Source organism: Pseudarthrobacter sp. SORGH_AS 212, assembly GCF_030818145.1.
Taxonomy (GTDB): Bacteria; Actinomycetota; Actinomycetes; order Actinomycetales; family Micrococcaceae; genus Arthrobacter.
The window spans coordinates 484,345-500,415 of sequence record NZ_JAUTAA010000001.1 but is presented as its reverse complement, the minus strand read 5'-3'; the positions used below and the strand labels follow the sequence as shown (position 1 = coordinate 500,415).

Here is a 16,071-nt window from a genome sequence, read left to right as displayed (position 1 = left end):
TCCAAGTCCGAATGGTCCATTTATCAACCCTATGGTGCCCCACGTAGAGTTCAACGTATGAGGTTCAACTGCTGATGGGCGCAGGACACTCCCACGCTTCCACAGATCATTCGGAGCCGACGGCCCAGGCGATGGCTGCCCGCAGGAAGGCCAACCGTATCCTCGCCGCCATCCTGATCCCCATCACACTGCTCACCCTCGCCGGGATGGCCATGCTCTGGCCGTCCGGAAGCAAGGACGGGATCTCGCTGGCCAACCCCTACTCGACGGCTCCCGGAGTGACCTTCGATGCCGGGACCATCACGAATGTGGCAACGGAAAACTGCATGCAGGGCGTGGCCACCCAGGAGCAGGGGCAGGGCGGCCGGCCCCAGCAGGGATCGGGCCAGCAGCCCCAGGGGTCCAACTGCACTTTCGCATTCACCGAACCGGACAAGGGCGGCAGCCCCGTCAAGGTAGTCATCAACCCGGACGTTGCCACATCGCACGGCGTCAAGCCCGGCGACCGGATCCGCTACCTCAACCTCTCCAATGCCCAGGGCGCGGCTTCCACACAGGGCTCGCCGGCGTACATTTTCGTGGACTTCGTCCGGACCCTGCCCATTGTCCTGCTGGCCATCCTGTACGCCTTCGTGGTCATCGCCGTCGCCCGCTGGCGCGGACTCCGGGCCCTCATCGGCCTGGTGGGTGCCTACTTCGTGCTGGCCAGCTTCATGCTGCCCGGACTGGTGGAGGGCAAGCCGCCGCTGCTGCTGGCACTGGTGGGATCCACGGTGATCATGATCGGGGTGCTGTACTTCGCCCACGGTTTCTCGGCCCGGACCTCCACCGCATTGCTCGGCACGATGTTCGGGCTGGCGATCACGGCCCTCCTGGCCTGGTGGGCCACCAGCGCAGCGAACCTCGCCGGGGTGGGCAACCACGACGCCACCACCCTGATCAACACCTCTGCGAACATCTCCATTTCGGGGGTGATCCTGTGCGGACTGATTATCTCCGGGCTGGGCGTCCTTAACGATGTGACCATCACCCAGTCCTCAGCCGTCTGGGAACTCTACGAACTGGCGCCCAACAGCAGCGCACGCAAGCTGTTTACGTCGGCCATGCGGATCGGCCGCGACCACATCGCCTCCACCGTGTACACCATCGCGTTCGCCTACGCCGGAGCGGCCCTGCCCATCCTCATCATCGTCATGCTGTATGACCGGCCGCTGGGGGAGACCCTCACCAGCGCCGAACTCTCCGAGGAGGTCATCCGGACCCTCGTCGGGTCGATAGGCCTGGTGCTGGCCATCCCTGTGACCACCCTCATCGCCGTGCTGGTGGTCAAGGCCACCGGTATCCGGCAGGCTCCCGCCGTCGTAACCGCTGCCGGCGCCAACGCTGCGCCGGGCACTTCGCGGACCGCGCCGTCCGGATTCCGGCAGCGCGAAGCAAAGGAGTGGACGGACGACGGCGGCCGGTTGCCTTCAGAGGGCGTCGAGGACACGGGGGCGCTGGCCGCAGCGGCGCTCGAAGCACGGTCCCGCAGGGCTGCGGAACACCCGGCGAGCACCCCCGTATCAGGCGCCGACGCCGACGGCTCCGGTGATGCCACTCTTCCCACCCGCCGGGGCCGCAGGGCCGACCGCGGCTGACGGCTCCTACTGGTAGTCGGCCAGCCAGAGGTCCGGGCCGAACACTTCGTACTGGATGTCCCTGGCCGGAACGCCCAGGCCCACCAGGGCGCTGCGGACCGATTGCATGAAGGCCACCGGACCGCACAGGTAGTACTCGGCGTCGGCAGGCAGTTTCACGTCGCGGACGTTCATGAAACCCGTGTGCACGTTTGCATCGTCCCCGCCGCCGTCCCCGTTGAGGAACCACGCGTTAAGGGACGCATCCGGCAGGGCGGCGATGTCCGCCGTGACCTGGTTCCGCAGCGCAAAGGACCCGGGGGAGTCGTCGGCGTGCAGGAACGCCACCTTCCGCTGCGAGCCGGCCTTCACCAGATGGGACAGCATTCCGGCCATGGGGGTGATGCCGATGCCGGCGCTCGCCAGCACCACCGGCCGGTCCGTGTACTCCAGCACCACGTCGCCGAACGGGGCAGACAGGGTCACCTCGTCGCCCACGTTGACGTGATCGTGCAGGAGGGTGGACATCTCGCCGTCGGGTATCCCGGCGGCTGTGCCCTCCCCGCGGACGCGCTTGACCGCAAACCGCCGGTGCTGGCCGTCGTCGGCCTGGGTGAGGCTGTACTGGCGGGGCTGGAGGACGCCGTCTGGCATCTCCATCCGGATGGTGACGTACTGGCCCGGCAGTGAGGGCTTCACCTCGCGTTCGTCAGTGCGTTCCACGACGAAACTGACCACGTCGTCGGTCTCCTGGATCTTCTCGGCCACCCGCCAGGTGCGCCAGATGGTCTCCGGGCCCAGCCGGACCGCGTCGTACAGCCCTCGCTCCTTGTTGATCAGCATGTTGGCCATCAGCCAGTACACCTCGTCCCAGGCCGCCGCCACCTCGGGCGTGACGGCGTCGCCCAGGACATCCACGATGGCCCACATCAGGTTGTCATGCACCACCTGGTACTGGTCCGGAGCCAGCCCGAGCGAGACGTGCTTGTGCGAGATCCGGGACAGCAGATGGTCCGGCAGGTGCGTGGGGTCGTTCACCAGGAACCCGGCGAAAGCGGCCACGGAGCCGGCCAGTGCCTGCTGCTGCCGCCCGTCCGCCTGGTTCCCGCGGTTGAACAGGCCGTCCAGCAGCTCCGGATGCTCCTGGAACATGTGGGTGTAAAAGCGTGACGCGATCTCCCGGATGTTCTCCCCGACGACGGGCAGCGTCGCCTTGACCACCGGCAGTGAGGTGTCTGAGAGCATCGTTACTCCTCCTGGTCAGCCGGGCCCGGGCGGACCCGATCGGGGCCACGTTAACACCGCGGACAGTCCGGCAACAGGACCGATCGGCACTGGTGCGGGCACCCGATTTGGCCGGATTTGCAACAATGGAACAGTGACTGTTGCAGCAACCCCATCCACCGCCCGGCTGGAACTCCCGCCCCTGAAGCTGGGTCCCCTCACTGTGGACACGCCGGTAATCCTGGCCCCCATGGCGGGGATCACCAATTCCGCTTTCCGCCGTTTGTGCCGCGAATACGGCGGCGGCATGTACGTGGCGGAAATGGTCACGTCCCGCGCGCTGGTGGAGCGGACTCCCGAGTCCCTCCGGATCATTTCGCACGACGACGACGAGAAAGTCCGGTCCGTCCAGCTCTACGGGGTGGATCCCGGCACAGTGGGCGCGGCCGTCCGGATGCTGGTGGAAGAAAACCGCGCGGACCACATCGACCTGAACTTCGGCTGCCCCGTCCCGAAGGTCACCCGCCGCGGAGGCGGTTCCGCCCTGCCGTGGAAGATCGATCTCTTCACCGCGATCGTGCAGACCGCCGTGCGGGAAGCGTCCAAGGGCAACATCCCCCTGACCATCAAGATGCGCAAGGGCATCGACGATGACCACCTCACGTACCTCGACGCCGGCCGGATCGCCCGCGATTCCGGTGTTGCCGCCGTCGCGCTCCACGGCCGCACCGCGGCACAGTTCTACTCCGGCCAGGCGGACTGGTCGGCCATCGCCCGCCTCCGCGAGGCCCTGCCGGACATCCCGGTGCTGGGCAACGGCGACATCTGGTCCGCCGAAGACGCGGTGCGCATGGTCCGCGAAACCGGCGTGGACGGCGTGGTGGTGGGCCGCGGCTGCCAGGGCCGGCCGTGGCTCTTCGGCGACCTCCAGGCAGCGTTCGAAGGCAGCGAAGTCCGCCACCGCCCCAACCTGCGCCAGGTGGCCGAGGGCGTCTACCGGCACGCCGAACTGATGGTGGAAACCTTCGGTGACGAGGGCAAGGCGCTGCGGGAGATCCGCAAGCACATCGCCTGGTACTTCAAGGGCTATGTGGTGGGCGGGGAACTCCGCACCCGGCTGGCCCTGGTAACCAGCCTTGAAGTGCTCCGTGACACCCTCGCCGAGCTGGACCTGGACTCGCCCTACCCCGGCGGCGACGCAGAAGGCCCCCGTGGACGTGCCGGGTCACCCAAGCGGCCCGCGCTGCCCAAGGACTGGCTGGATTCCCGGGCGCTGAACGATGCACAGTCGCGGGACATCGCCGCGGCCGAACTGGACGTTTCCGGTGGCTGAGGTTCCCGTGGCTGAATCACCCGCCGGCGCCGTGGCCGGAGCGCCCTCCGGTTATGGCTCCCGGGACTCCGCCCGCTGGGTGGAGGAGCCGCCCAAGAGCACCTACCGTTCGGACTTTGAACGGGACCGCGCCCGGGTGCTGCACTCATCGGCCCTGCGCCGGCTGGGAGCGAAGACCCAGGTGGTGGCCCCGGACACGGACGACTTCGTCCGGACCCGCCTCACCCACAGTCTCGAGGTGGCCCAGGTGGGCCGCGAACTGGGCCGTGCGCTGGGCTGCGACCCGGACGTGGTGGACACCGCGTGCCTGAGCCACGATCTCGGCCACCCGCCGTTCGGCCACAACGGGGAGTCCGCCCTGAACGAGGTGGCGCATGGCATCGGAGGGTTCGAAGGCAACGCCCAGACCCTCCGGCTCCTCACCCGGCTCGAACCCAAGGTCCTCACCGCCGGGGGCCATCCCGCCGGGCTGAACCTCACCCGTGCCAGCCTGGACGCGGCGTCGAAATATCCCTGGTCCGCGCTCGACGCGCCGGTGATCCACGGCCGGCGCACCAGCAAGTTCGGTGCCTACGAGGATGACCTCCCCATCTTCAACTGGATCCGGGAGGGTGCGCCCGAGCGGCGTTCCTGCCTTGAGGCCCAGGTGATGGACCTGGCCGACGACATCTCCTACTCCGTGCACGACGTGGAGGACGCCATTGTTGCCGGCCACTTCCAGCTGCGGTGGATGGACAACCCGGACCACCGCGCCCGCGTGGTGGGCTACGCCAAGCAGTGGTACCTGCCGCACAACGACCCCGCCGCCATCGACGCCGCACTGGCCCGCCTGGAGGCAACCGACGTCTGGGTGCGGGAAGCGGACGGCAGCCGCAAGTCCATGGGCGCCCTGAAGAACATGACCAGCCAGCTCATCGGCCGGTTCTGCCAGAGCGCCCTCGAAACGACGCGCTCGGTCTACGGGCCGGGCCGGCTCACCCGCTACAGCGCCGAGCTCATGGTTCCGGACGAGACGGTCATGGAGATTGCCGTCATGAAGGGCATGGCCACCACGTTCGTCATGACCACCGAACACCGGCAGCCCATCTACGAACGCCAGCGCGAGGTCCTGCACGCCCTGGTCACCGCCCTGAGCGCCACCGGTGACCGGAACCTGGAGCCGATGTTCGCCGCCGACTGGCGCGATGCCGGGGATGACGGTGCCCGGCTGCGCGTGGTGATCGACCAGGTGGCGTCGCTGACCGACGGATCCGCCCTGGCCATGTACGAGCGCCTCGTGGGGAGCCTGCCCTCGCTGTGGTGAGCGGAATGACACGACGGGCCGGGCGGTCAGTCCACGGGACTAGGATTACTCTGTGGCTGGCCTGATCAAACGTGAAGATATCGACGAAGTACGCCAGCGCACGGACATCAAGGAAGTGGTGGACGGCTACGTCACCCTCAAGGGTGCCGGGCTGGGGACCTTCAAAGGCCTGTGCCCCTTCCACGACGAGCGCTCGCCGTCGTTCACGGTCCGCCCGCAGGTGGGCCGGTACCACTGCTTCGGCTGCGGCGAGGACGGCGACGTCATCGCCTTCGTGCAGAAGCAGGACCACAGTTCCTTCCACGAGGCAGTGGAAAAACTTGCCGCCCGCATCGGCTACGAGCTGCGTTACGAGGACGGCGGCACCGGGCCCAACCGTGAGGAAGTGGGGCGGCGCCAGCGGCTGCTGGACGCCCACAAGATCGCCGATGAATTCTTCCGGGCCCAGCTGCTGACCCCCGGCGCCGCCGAGGCACGGAACTTCCTTTTCGGCCGCGGGTTCGACCGCGCTGCCGCCGAGCACTTTGGCTGTGGTTACGCCCCGCAGGGCTGGGACGCACTCCTCAAACACCTGCGCGGCCGCGGCTTCACCGACGCGGAGCTGAAGCTCACGGGGATGTTTTCCGAGGGCAACCGGGGCATCTATGACCGCTTCCGGGGACGCCTCATTTGGCCCATCAAGGACATCGCCGGTGACACCATCGGTTTCGGCGCGCGCAAGCTCTACGAGGACGACCAAGGCCCCAAGTACCTCAACACCCCCGAGACCACGCTGTACAAGAAGTCCCAGGTCCTCTACGGCATCGACCTCGCCAAGAAAAGCATCGCCAAGGAGCGCCAGCTGGTGGTGGTGGAGGGCTACACCGACGTGATGGCCTGCCATCTTGCGGGAATTACGACGGCGGTAGCTACCTGCGGCACGGCGTTCGGCACCGAGCACATCAAGATCGCCCGGCGCCTGCTGTCCGACGACGGCACCGGGGGAGAGGTGGTCTTCTGCTTCGACGGCGACGCCGCCGGCCAGAAGGCGGCCCTGCGTGCCTTCGAGGAGGACCAGCGGTTCACTGCGCAGACCTACGTGGCCGTGGAACCCACCGGCGCCGATCCGTGCGACCTTCGGCAGACCCGCGGGGACGCAGCCGTCCAGGCCCTGATCAGCAGCCGCCGGCCGCTCTTCGAATTCGCCATCCGGGCGTCGCTGAAGCGCCACAACCTTGACACCGTGGAAGGCCGCGTCGCAGCGCTGCGCGAAGCCGCTCCGGTGGTGGCGCAGATCCGCGACGCCGGCATCAGGCCCGCCTACGCCCGCGAACTGGCGGGGTGGCTGGGCATGTCCGTCGAAGAGGCGAACAGGGCCGTGGCCGTCGCCATGAAACGTGCATCTGCGGGCCCTCAGGGAGGTGCCGGGACGGCTGCGGCGCAGCAGGGCGGCCAGGCTGCCGGAAGGCCCGCAGAAGCCGGCGGGCCCGGCGTTGCTGCCGGACGGGCGTCGGGCGCCGTCCCGTCCTATCACCGCCCGGACCCGCGGGACCCTGTGGCCTCCATGGAGCGCCAGGCGGTGGAGGTGGCGCTGCAGGAACCGGCGCTGCTCTCCGGGGCCGTCTGGGACCGCTTCGCCGCCGCCAGGTTTGCCACCCCGGCCTTCCAGGCGGTCCATGACGCCATGCGCGCCACCGGCCCGGGCATGGTGACCGATCCTGCGCGCTGGGTTGAGCATGTGATGCACGAGGTCCCGGAGCCGTTGCGGGCGCTGGTGTCCGAGCTGGCGGTGGTGCCGTTGCCGGCGAGCACGGAGGAGGGTGTCCAGAAGTACTGCCGGGACATCCTGTCCCGCCTGTTCGAGCTGCAGATCACCCGGGTCAAGGCGGACAAGATGGGCCAGCTCCAGCGGCTCGATCCCGCTGCAGATCCTGAGGCGTTCCAACGGCTCAACCGCGAGCTGATGATGCTGGAGATGGAACGCAGGTCCCTGCGCTCCGATGCCTGACCTGATGCCTGGCGTGGTGCCTGGCCTGATGCCGGTTCCGTCCGCCGATTTCGCTTCCAGCCGGGGTGTTTGCTAGGCTAATACCCGCTTCATTCCTCCTTAGCTCAATTGGCAGAGCATTCGACTGTTAATCGAAGGGTTGCTGGTTCAAGTCCAGCAGGAGGAGCTGCCAATCCCCGTTCCGGTCTTCCGGAACGGGGATTTTTTTGGCTCTTTTTCCCTTCCGGCAGGAGCTCGATGGCAGGGGATTCCGCCGATTTCACTTTTGCCGGAATCCTTTGCTAAGGTCGTACCTGCTTCATTCCTCCTTAGCTCAATTGGCAGAGCATTCGACTGTTAATCGAAGGGTTGCTGGTTCAAGTCCAGCAGGAGGAGCTTGCACTGAAAAGCCCCCGTCCTCCACTGGAGGACGGGGGCTTTTTGCCTCCTCACACGAAGTCCATTTCAACTTGCAGGAACCGCTCTGCCTCGGCTATCGCAGCCAGGAACGCTTCCTGCTCGGTGGGGGACTTGCGGGGCTGCCGGGGGCTCCATTCATGCGGGGCAGAGTGGATCCGCACGAAGCCTGCATCCGGGGGTGCATAGAAGATGCCGAACCGCTGCACGGGCCACTCGGGAGAGGTTTCGGGCGCCACCAGCAGCGCGGCTTTGAACGCGGGGTTGAACCATTGGGCGATGGGCCTGCGGCGGTCCTCGGTGAAGAGCCCGGCGGCGTACAGGGCGGCCGACTGCTCGCCCATCTGCACGCACGCCCGGTCCCACCACAGGGGCAGGATCCGGGCATCGCATCGCTGCCATGTGGCCGGTAGCTGGGGTCGATCCTGCCAACTGGGCACGGACACATTTTATCGCGCAGCCTATTGGCCCGGTACAGCCACGCGGCTACTGCCTCCGGCAATTGCTGCAGATGCCGTCCAGGCGGGATTCAGCGGCGGTTCCGCCCGCCCGGATTGACCCGGTACAGCAGCGCCGCGCCAGCCAGTGAGCCAAGGATGATTCCCATCGCCGCGTTGCCGGCGGCGCGGCCCGCGAAGTAACCCGCGACGGCGCCCAGCACCGCGCCGAGGAAGAGTCCCCGTCCATTCCTGTGCGGCCGGTGTTTCATGCCCTCATCATGTCAGGCGATGGCCGGGACCGTGCGTGGGCGGACCACCAGCCACAGGGCTGCCATGGCCAGCAGGATGCAGACTGCCTGGACCGCCCCCATGCTGGTGCTGGTGATGCCCAGCCACCCGACCACGGGTGAGATCAGCCCGGCCATCATGAAGGTGGCGGCGCCCAGCAGGGACGCGGCGGTGCCCGCCTGGGAGGCGTGGTTCGCCAACGCCAGGACCTGCACGCACGGGAACATGAACCCCGTTCCCAGGATGTAGAACCACAGCGGCACCATCACGCCCCACAGGCCGAAGCCCAGGAGGTCGAACACCACGATCAGGAGGGCCATCAGGAACATCCAGGCCGTTGCGGCGGCGAGGATCCACTGCGGCGGCACCCGCCTGATCAGCCTCGAACTGGTCTGCACGCCGGCCACGATGCCCAGCGAGTTGATACCGAAGAGCAGCCCGTACTCCTGGGCTGAGAAGCCGAACACGCCCTGGAACAGGAACGGCGAGGCCGAGAGGTAGGTGAAGAGTCCACCGAAGTTCAGGCCCGCCACCATCAGCAGGCCCACGAAGATCCGGTCGCTGAACAGGACCCGGTAGCGCTGCCGGGCCGTCATGCCGCTTTGTCCCCTCTTCTCCGGCGGCAGCGTTTCACGGACCAGGACCAGCGCTGCCACGATCACCAGGGTGCCGTAGGAGGCCAGGAACACGAAGATTCCGGGCCAGGGCATCACCAGCAGCAGTTGCGACCCGATCACCGGCGCCAGGATGGGTGCCAGGCCGTTGACCAGTGCCATCCTGGAAAACATCTTCACCATGGCGTAGCCGGAAAACAGGTCACGGACCATGGCCATCGCCACCACGCCGCCGCCCGCAGCGCCCACACCCATGAGCACGCGGAAGATCCCCAGGGTGGTGATATCCGTGGACAGCGCCGCACCGATCGACGCCGCGATATGCAGGGCGGTGGCCAGGATCAAGGGGTTCCTGCGGCCAAATTTGTCACTGAACGGACCCACCACCAGCTGGCCGAACGCAAAGCCCAGGGTGGTCCCTGCCAGGGTGAGCTGGACCTGCGCCTCCGTAACGCCAAGGCTGGCCTCCAGGGCGGGGAAAGCCGGCAGGTACAGGTCGATCGTGAAAGGCCCCAAGGCGGTCAGGGCACCGAGGAGGAAGATGTACAAAAGTCTGCGGCGGGGGCTGAGCAGGTCGCCCGGATTGGAAGCTGTGGTCACGGATGTCCATCCTAGGCCCGGCACCCCACGATTTGCAGCGTTGTAATCAGTGCCGCCCGGCAAGCCCCGAAGTCCGCCCTGAACCTGAATGGTAGTTTTGTGGCGGGGACTGTGCCTGTGCACATTTCCCGGGACAAACGATGCCGGATCGAGCACACAAACCAGTTAGGCGGAACCGATGAGCGGACGTCACAGCGGGCAGACCAGACCCGGATTGCGCATCACCGCGCTGCCCGGAACGGTCAAGCTCCTTGCAAGGTTGGCGCCCCGCCAGATCAACGACGAGATCGCGTTCGCCAAGGTCGAACTCAAGCGCAAAGGCGTGCAGGTCGGCGTCGCGGCCGCCTTCTTCGCTGTTGCCCTGGTTTTCCTGGCCTTCCTGGTGGTCGGACTGATTGTTGCGGCCATCATGGGCCTGGCCACCATCATGCCCGCCTGGCTGGCGGCACTGCTGGTCTCCGCCGCGTTCCTGCTGATCGCCCTGGTGGGAGGCCTCATCGGCATGGCCAGGTTCAAGAAGGCCATGCCCCTGCTGCCGGAAGAAACCATCCGCGGCATCAAGCACGATATCGGCGTGGCCAAGGAAGGCTCTGCCTTCAACCCGGCCGTGCTGGACCCGGCAAGCCCCGAGGCCAAGGCCGCGAAGGCTGCCAAGGAAGAGGCCGCGGCGAAGGCCAAGGCCGAGAAGGCTGCCAAGGCCGCCGAGCACGACAAGGAATTCCCGCACGCTTCGGAGCCGGAACTGTCCCGGCGCCTGAACCAGCGCCGCCAGCACCTCACCCAGGTCCGCGACAACCTGGGAACGGAACTGGACGTCAAGACCCAGGGCAGGTACCTGCTCGAGGTTGCCCAGGGAAAGGCCCGTCAGGGCCAGGCGCTGGCCGGGCGAGGGAAGGACGCGGCAGCCCACAAGCTCGCTGGCTTGTCCGAATCCTCCGGCGGGCTGCAGGACCGGTGGAAGCCGCTGGCCGCACTGGCTGCCGCGGGAACCCTCCTGGTGGTCCTGCTGCGGAAGCTGATCCGCACCTACTAGGACCAACCGGCCGGGCGGGAGCGCCTGGGCAAGCAGCTTCATCAACATTCCGGGCCACGAGTTGGCGGGCGGCACAGCTACCGCCGGCAGGCCACTGTCCGGCAGGACCACGCCGCAGGGCGGCAACAGGAAGGGGGACAGGTGAAGTTCATTGGTGCCGGTTCCCGTCCGGACCGCCCCCAGGTTGACCACGACATCGTGTTCACCATCCCCAACCTCCTCACCGTGGTGCGGTTCATGGGGGTTCCGCTCTTCATCTGGCTGGTGCTGGCGCAAAAGGAATACGGCGCCGGTGTGGTGGTCCTGGCGGTCATGGCGTGCACCGACTGGGTGGACGGCTACGTTGCCCGCCGGTTCGACCAGGCTTCCCGGCTGGGCCGGGTCCTGGACCCCATCGCGGACCGGCTGGCGCTCCTGGCCGTAGCCGTCACACTGGTGATTGCCGGCGTCGTGCATTGGCTCTACCTGGCGGCGCTGGTCGTCCCCGACGCAGTCCTGCTCGCTCTGACGCTCTCGCTCTTCCGCGGCCACCCCGACCTCCCCGTCAGCACGGTGGGGAAGGTGCGCACCGGGCTGCTGCTCCTCGGCACCCCCATGCTGGTTCTTTCCCGGCTGGACACCGGCTTCTCCCACGCACTCTTCGTGGCGGCATGGATTGTGCTGGGCCTGGGCCTGGTGGGGCACTGGATCGCCGCCTACAACTATGTCTGGGCCATGCTGCGCAAGGGCAGGACCCGGACAAAGCCCGACGGCGGGACCTCCTGATGATATGGATGGCCGTCCTCCTCGCCGTGCTGGGAGCGTTCTGCCTCGCCCTGGGAGCCCAGCGCCAGGGCAGTGCCGTGAAGGCCGATACCGGGGGACTCGCCCTGAGTTCGAACGGATTCCTGCGCCTGCTGCGGAATCCCCGCTGGGTGTTCGGCCTGCTGCTGCTGTGCGCCGGGATGGCCATGAATGCTGTGGCCCTGGTGTCGGCACCGCTGACCGTGATCCAGCCGATCGGCGCCATCGCACTGGTGATCACCACCATCGTGAACGCGCGGGACCAGGACCTCACCATCAACCGCGCCACGGTGGTGGCCATTACTGCCTGCGTGACGGGGTCGGCGCTGTTCGTCCTCCTGGCGGTCAACGTCACACAGGAAAACCATCACGTCAGCCCTGAGGACGAACTGACCATCGTGCTGCTCCTCGCCCTTGCGGTTGGCCTCTTCGGGACCCTGGCCGTGATGTTCAGGCACCGGATGAACGCCTTCATCTACATCCTTGGCGCCGGTGTCCTGTTCGGCTTCGTTGCGGTGCTGACCCGGATCATCGGCAAGCACCTGCTGGACCCCAACGGACTGTTCCTGCTGAACGTGCAGTGGTACTCCGTGGTGGCAATCATCGCCGCGGGCGGCCTGGGGTCCTGGTTCGTGCAGAGCGCGTACTCCTCGGGTCCGCCGGACCTGGTGATCGCCGGCCTGACGGTCATCGATCCCATGGTGGGAATCGCCATCGGCATCGTCATCCTGGGTGAACTGCGCCCCGACGTCCACGCCGTCATGGCCATTGCCATGGCAACCGCCGCGCTCCTTGCTATCGTTGGGGTTATCGCCCTTTCGCGGCACCATCCCGAGGTCACCAAGCGCAAGAAAGACGCACGGAAGTCCCCGGGCAGGCCGTCCCACTAGTCCCCATCGCCCACCAGCCATCCAGCCCATGAGGCCCAGCCGCGCCGACGCCGGCGGCCAGCCGTGCAGACAGTTAGCGCTGTCCGCACCGTGACCATCAGGAGCCCGCCACGTGACCACGCCAGCCGACCAGCCACTGACCATCCTGATCGCCGCGGACACCTACCCGCCCCACGTGAACGGCGCCGCGCAGTTCGGCTACCGCCTCGCCAAGGGCATGACCGGCAGGGGCCACAACGTCCATGTCCTGGCCTGCCGCGACGGCAAGGGCAAGAGCTACTCCGAGTTCCGCGACGAAGCGACCGTACACCGGCTCCGCTCGCACAGCGTGCCCACGCACGAGACGTTCCGCATCTGCCTCCCCTGGGAGATCAAGAAGGAAATCAGCCTGCTGTTCGACCGGGTCAAGCCGGACGTGGTGCATATCCAAAGCCACTACATGATTGGCGAGCACGTCCTCTACGAGGCAGTCAAGCGCGGCATTCGGATCGTCGCCACCAACCACTTCATGCCGGAGAACCTCAACCCCTTCCTGCCGTTCCCGCAGTGGTTCAAGGACATCGTGGGACGGATCTCCTGGAAGGACATGGGCAAGGTCATGGGCCAGGCGGACGTGGTCACCACGCCCACTCCGCTGGCGGCCAAGGCCATGCATGAGCACGCGTTCCTGCGCAAGGTGCTGCCGCTCTCCAACGGCATCGACTCCGCCGCCTACGAGCTGCAGCCCGGGGAAACCATTGAACCGCACGAACACCCCACGGTGCTGTTCGCGGGCCGGCTGGCTGAGGAGAAGCACGTGGACGTGCTGATTAAGGCCATCGGCAAGACCCCGCCGGAACTGAACGTGCACCTGGAAATTGTCGGCGGCGGCGAGGTACGGCCGGCGCTCGAAGAACTGGTGCAGCGCCTCGGCCTGGGGAGCCGCGTGAAGTTCCTGGGCCTCGCCAGCGACGACGACCTGCGGAAGGCCTACATCCAGGCGGACCTCTTCTGCATGCCGGGAACGGCCGAGCTGCAGTCGCTGGTGACGCTCGAGGCCATGTCCGCATCCACCCCGGTGGTCCTGGCCGACGCCATGGCACTGCCGCACCTGGTCCGGGACGGGCACAACGGCTACCTGTTCACCCCCAATGACAGCGATGACCTCGCCAAGAAGCTCACCCAGATCCTGGAGCTTCCCAAGGACCAGCAGGAAGCCATGGGCCAGGCCAGCCGCCAGATGGTGGAGCCGCACAGCATCCAGGGCACCCTGCAAACCTTCGAGGACCTGTACCGCGGCGCGCGGTACGAGGACATGGTGGTCTGACAGCACCCCGGCATTTGCTAGAGTGTTCCTGCCCTGCCGCCGCGCCCCGCGCGGAAGGCCCTGGGTATTTTTGGGGCTATAGCTCAGCTGGTTAGAGCGCGGGACTCATAATCCTAAGGTCCTCGGTTCAAGTCCGAGTAGCCCTACTGCGCCGTGAGGAACGGCGGGCAGAAACGCAGAAACCGCGGCCGACGATCAACGTTCGGCCGCGGTTTCTGCGTTAAACCCCTTTTCCCTGTGCCGGCCGGTAGGTGGTTGCCCGCGCTGAGGGACTCTGCTGTGATCATGCTTCCTTTCCCCACCGCCCGATCTGGGGTATGTTACTGACCAGTAACTTACAGCGCCCCTTCATTGGGCGCCGGCCACTGATCCCCGGAAGGCAACCATGTCCACTCCTGCTGCAGACCCCCATGACCTTCCCTACGCGGACGGCGACTTCTATGCCTTCGAACAGCTCCTGTCCGCCAAGGAGCAGGACCGCCTGGCCGAGGTCCGCGACTTCCTGGCCCGCGAGGTCCGCCCCATCGCCGCGGACTGCTGGAACAGGGGGGAGTTCCCCATGGACCTCATCCCCAAGCTCGCTGACGTAGATCTCGTCAGCCCTGTCCGGCGCCAAGGCCATTCCAACCTCTTCGCCGGTCTGGTCCACGCCGAACTGACCCGCGCCGACGCCTCCATCGCCACCTTCCTGGGGGTCCACGACGGACTCTTCACGGGGTCCATCGAAGCGCTGGCATCCCAGGAACAGCAGGAGGAGTGGCTGCCGGACATCTACGCGCTGAAGAAGATCGGCGCGTTCGGCCTCACTGAACCACTTGGGGGCAGCGATGTGGCAGGCGGTACCCGCACCACGGCCCGCCGGGACGGCGATGCCTGGATCCTCAACGGCGCCAAGCGCTGGATCGGCAACGCCACCTTCTCCGACTGGGTGGTCATTTACGCCCGCGACGTCGCTGACAACCAGGTCAAGGGCTTCCTCGTGGACACCACCCTGCCGGGTTTCAGTGCCACCAAGATCGAGAACAAGATCTCCCTCCGCACCGTGCAGAACGCCGACATTGTCCTCGAGGACGTGGTGGTGCCGGACTTCTTCAAGCTCGCCAATGCGAACAGCTTCCGCGACGTCAATAAGGTCCTGAAGGTAACGCGGCTGGCCGTCGCATGGCAGGCTGTGGGCCAGCAGCTGGCGGCCTTCGACGTCGCCAGGAGTTACGCCGTGGAGCGCAAGCAGTTCGGCCGTCCCCTGGCATCCTTCCAGCTCATCCAGAACCAGCTGGTGCAGATCCTTGGCAACGCCGTCAGCTCCATGGGGATGATGGTGCGGCTCGCCCAGCTCGAAGATGACGGACTGGCCAAGGACGAGCAGTCGGCCCTGGCCAAGGCCTTCACCACCGAACGGATGCGCGAGAGCGTGGCACTGGGGCGGGGCATCCTTGGCGGCAACGGCATCGTCACGGACTATGGCATGGCGAAGATCTTCGCCGACGCTGAGGCGATCTACTCCTACGAAGGCACGGCCGAGATCAACACCCTGGTCACCGGGCGCGCCATCACCGGAATCTCGGCCATCGTCTAGGGCGTTCCGTGCAGCGGCAGCAGGACTGAAGGCCTCAGGTCCAGGACGAACTGCAGGGGATTGACGTACTCCTCGCCCTGCCGGACGCCCCAGTGGATACAACCGGCGGCCGGGCAGTGGCCGGGGAGTGCGGTGCCGATGACCTGCCCCTGCGTCACGGTACTGCCAACCGCCAGGGTGCTGTCCACGGGCTCGAAGCTGCTCCGCAGGCCGGCACCGTGATCTATGGTGATCACCGGCCGGTCCACCACCACACCCACGAAGCTGACAGTTCCGGCCGCAGGCGACACCACTGCCGCCGCCGGACCCGCGGTTTCCAGGTCCACTCCGCGGTGGCCGCTGAGCCACGGTTTGGGCGGCGGGTCAAAGCCGCGCAGCACCGGCGGGCGGGGTGCCAGCGGCCAGTCCCACGACGGGCGGGCAACGGAGGCACCTACATCGTCCGCCGCCGTCGGAAGCGCCTGGAGCGTTGCCGGCGCAGGACCCGGCCCCCGCGGACTGTAGGACAACGGCTGCGGGATGGATGAGACCGACGCAGGAAGCAGCAGCAGCGCGGCAAGCAGGACCGGTGGTTTCATGGGCCCAGCATGCGCCCATCAAACCGGCGCGGTCACGGGCCGCCCGGGCCTATGTGGAAAAGCCCTGATGGTGCCCGCCGCACGTCCCGTGGGCGGTGGTGCCT

14 protein-coding genes and 3 tRNA genes are annotated in these 16,071 nt (G+C 67.0%); 12 read left to right on the top strand and 5 right to left on the bottom strand.

The window, feature by feature from the left end; translation table 11 throughout:
* Nucleotides 1–74: 74 nt before the first annotated feature.
* Nucleotides 75–1,637 carry a YibE/F family protein gene (locus tag QE394_RS02270; RefSeq protein ID WP_349033622.1) on the top strand — a complete coding sequence of 521 codons (1,563 nt, stop codon included), beginning with the start codon at nt 75–77 and terminating at the stop codon, nt 1,635–1,637.
* 6 nt (nt 1,638–1,643) lie between these two features.
* Here the strand turns inward: QE394_RS02270 and QE394_RS02265 are convergent, their stop codons facing one another.
* A complete protein-coding gene (locus QE394_RS02265; protein ID WP_349033621.1) occupies nt 1,644–2,861 on the bottom strand; it encodes a globin domain-containing protein in 1,218 nt (405 codons plus the stop codon).
* A gap of 133 nt (nt 2,862–2,994) precedes the next feature.
* Between QE394_RS02265 and dusB the strand changes: the two genes are divergently transcribed.
* From dusB to QE394_RS02240, 5 genes are all read left to right on the top strand, one after another.
* On the top strand, nt 2,995–4,173 hold the full coding sequence (dusB, locus tag QE394_RS02260) for a tRNA dihydrouridine synthase DusB (RefSeq protein WP_056083529.1): 1,179 nt from the start codon (nt 2,995–2,997) through the stop codon (nt 4,171–4,173).
* 7 nt (nt 4,174–4,180) lie between these two features.
* Nucleotides 4,181–5,476, top strand: coding sequence for a deoxyguanosinetriphosphate triphosphohydrolase (locus tag QE394_RS02255; protein ID WP_235501570.1), 1,296 nt, complete (start codon nt 4,181–4,183; stop codon nt 5,474–5,476).
* A gap of 52 nt (nt 5,477–5,528) precedes the next feature.
* A complete protein-coding gene (gene dnaG, locus QE394_RS02250) occupies nt 5,529–7,463 on the top strand; it encodes a DNA primase (protein ID WP_261619602.1) in 1,935 nt (644 codons plus the stop codon).
* A 93-nt stretch (nt 7,464–7,556) separates the two neighbouring features.
* A tRNA-Asn gene (locus QE394_RS02245) sits at nt 7,557–7,629 on the top strand.
* 136 nt (nt 7,630–7,765) lie between these two features.
* Nucleotides 7,766–7,838 (top strand) — tRNA-Asn (locus QE394_RS02240).
* A gap of 53 nt (nt 7,839–7,891) precedes the next feature.
* Here the strand turns inward: QE394_RS02240 and QE394_RS02235 are convergent.
* From QE394_RS02235 to QE394_RS02225, 3 genes are all read right to left on the bottom strand, one after another.
* Nucleotides 7,892–8,299, bottom strand: coding sequence for a hypothetical protein (locus tag QE394_RS02235; protein WP_056083688.1), 408 nt, complete (start codon nt 8,297–8,299; stop codon nt 7,892–7,894).
* Nucleotides 8,300–8,388: 89 nt separating this feature from the next.
* Nucleotides 8,389–8,568: a hypothetical protein gene (locus tag QE394_RS02230; protein ID WP_056083519.1), complete on the bottom strand. Its 180-nt coding sequence runs from the start codon at nt 8,566–8,568 to the stop codon at nt 8,389–8,391.
* 12 nt (nt 8,569–8,580) lie between these two features.
* A complete protein-coding gene (locus QE394_RS02225; protein ID WP_056083515.1) occupies nt 8,581–9,801 on the bottom strand; it encodes a multidrug effflux MFS transporter in 1,221 nt (406 codons plus the stop codon).
* Nucleotides 9,802–9,979: 178 nt separating this feature from the next.
* Between QE394_RS02225 and QE394_RS02220 the strand changes: the two genes are divergently transcribed.
* The 6 genes from QE394_RS02220 (at nt 9,980) to QE394_RS02195 (ending at nt 15,389) form a co-directional block, all read left to right on the top strand.
* Nucleotides 9,980–10,834 (top strand): phage holin family protein, encoded by an 855-nt coding sequence (locus QE394_RS02220; RefSeq protein WP_056083512.1) that lies wholly within the window; start codon nt 9,980–9,982, stop codon nt 10,832–10,834.
* A 141-nt stretch (nt 10,835–10,975) separates the two neighbouring features.
* Nucleotides 10,976–11,599 carry a CDP-alcohol phosphatidyltransferase family protein gene (locus tag QE394_RS02215; RefSeq protein ID WP_349033620.1) on the top strand — a complete coding sequence of 208 codons (624 nt, stop codon included), beginning with the start codon at nt 10,976–10,978 and terminating at the stop codon, nt 11,597–11,599.
* Entirely contained in the window at nt 11,599–12,507 is a 909-nt protein-coding gene (locus QE394_RS02210; protein ID WP_056083506.1) for a DMT family transporter, read from the top strand. Before QE394_RS02215 ends, QE394_RS02210 begins: the two co-directional genes overlap by 1 nt.
* A 112-nt stretch (nt 12,508–12,619) precedes the next feature.
* Nucleotides 12,620–13,813, top strand: coding sequence for a glycosyltransferase (locus QE394_RS02205; RefSeq protein WP_056083504.1), 1,194 nt, complete (start codon nt 12,620–12,622; stop codon nt 13,811–13,813).
* Between the two features lie 72 nt (nt 13,814–13,885).
* A tRNA-Ile gene (locus tag QE394_RS02200) sits at nt 13,886–13,959 on the top strand.
* Nucleotides 13,960–14,198: 239 nt separating this feature from the next.
* Entirely contained in the window at nt 14,199–15,389 is a 1,191-nt protein-coding gene (locus QE394_RS02195; RefSeq protein WP_056083501.1) for an acyl-CoA dehydrogenase family protein, read from the top strand.
* On the opposite strand, the gene QE394_RS02190 is transcribed toward QE394_RS02195, so the two are convergent.
* Nucleotides 15,386–15,967: a peptidoglycan DD-metalloendopeptidase family protein gene (locus QE394_RS02190; RefSeq protein ID WP_349033619.1), complete on the bottom strand. Its 582-nt coding sequence runs from the start codon at nt 15,965–15,967 to the stop codon at nt 15,386–15,388. The genes QE394_RS02195 and QE394_RS02190 overlap by 4 nt on opposite strands.
* Nucleotides 15,968–16,071: the final 104 nt, after the last annotated feature.

Excerpts from the sequence above, each read along its gene's own strand:
- QE394_RS02270 (WP_349033622.1), top strand. The coding sequence starts at position 75 with ATGGGCGCAGGACACTCCCACGCTTCCACAGATCATTCGGAGCCGACG.
- QE394_RS02265 (WP_349033621.1), bottom strand. The coding sequence starts at position 2,861 with ATGCTCTCAGACACCTCACTGCCGGTGGTCAAGGCGACGCTGCCCGTC.
- QE394_RS02230 (WP_056083519.1), bottom strand. The coding sequence starts at position 8,568 with ATGAAACACCGGCCGCACAGGAATGGACGGGGACTCTTCCTCGGCGCG.
- QE394_RS02220 (WP_056083512.1), top strand. The coding sequence starts at position 9,980 with ATGAGCGGACGTCACAGCGGGCAGACCAGACCCGGATTGCGCATCACC.
- QE394_RS02210 (WP_056083506.1), top strand. The coding sequence starts at position 11,599 with ATGATATGGATGGCCGTCCTCCTCGCCGTGCTGGGAGCGTTCTGCCTC.
- QE394_RS02195 (WP_056083501.1), top strand. The coding sequence starts at position 14,199 with ATGTCCACTCCTGCTGCAGACCCCCATGACCTTCCCTACGCGGACGGC.
- QE394_RS02190 (WP_349033619.1), bottom strand. The coding sequence starts at position 15,967 with ATGAAACCACCGGTCCTGCTTGCCGCGCTGCTGCTGCTTCCTGCGTCG.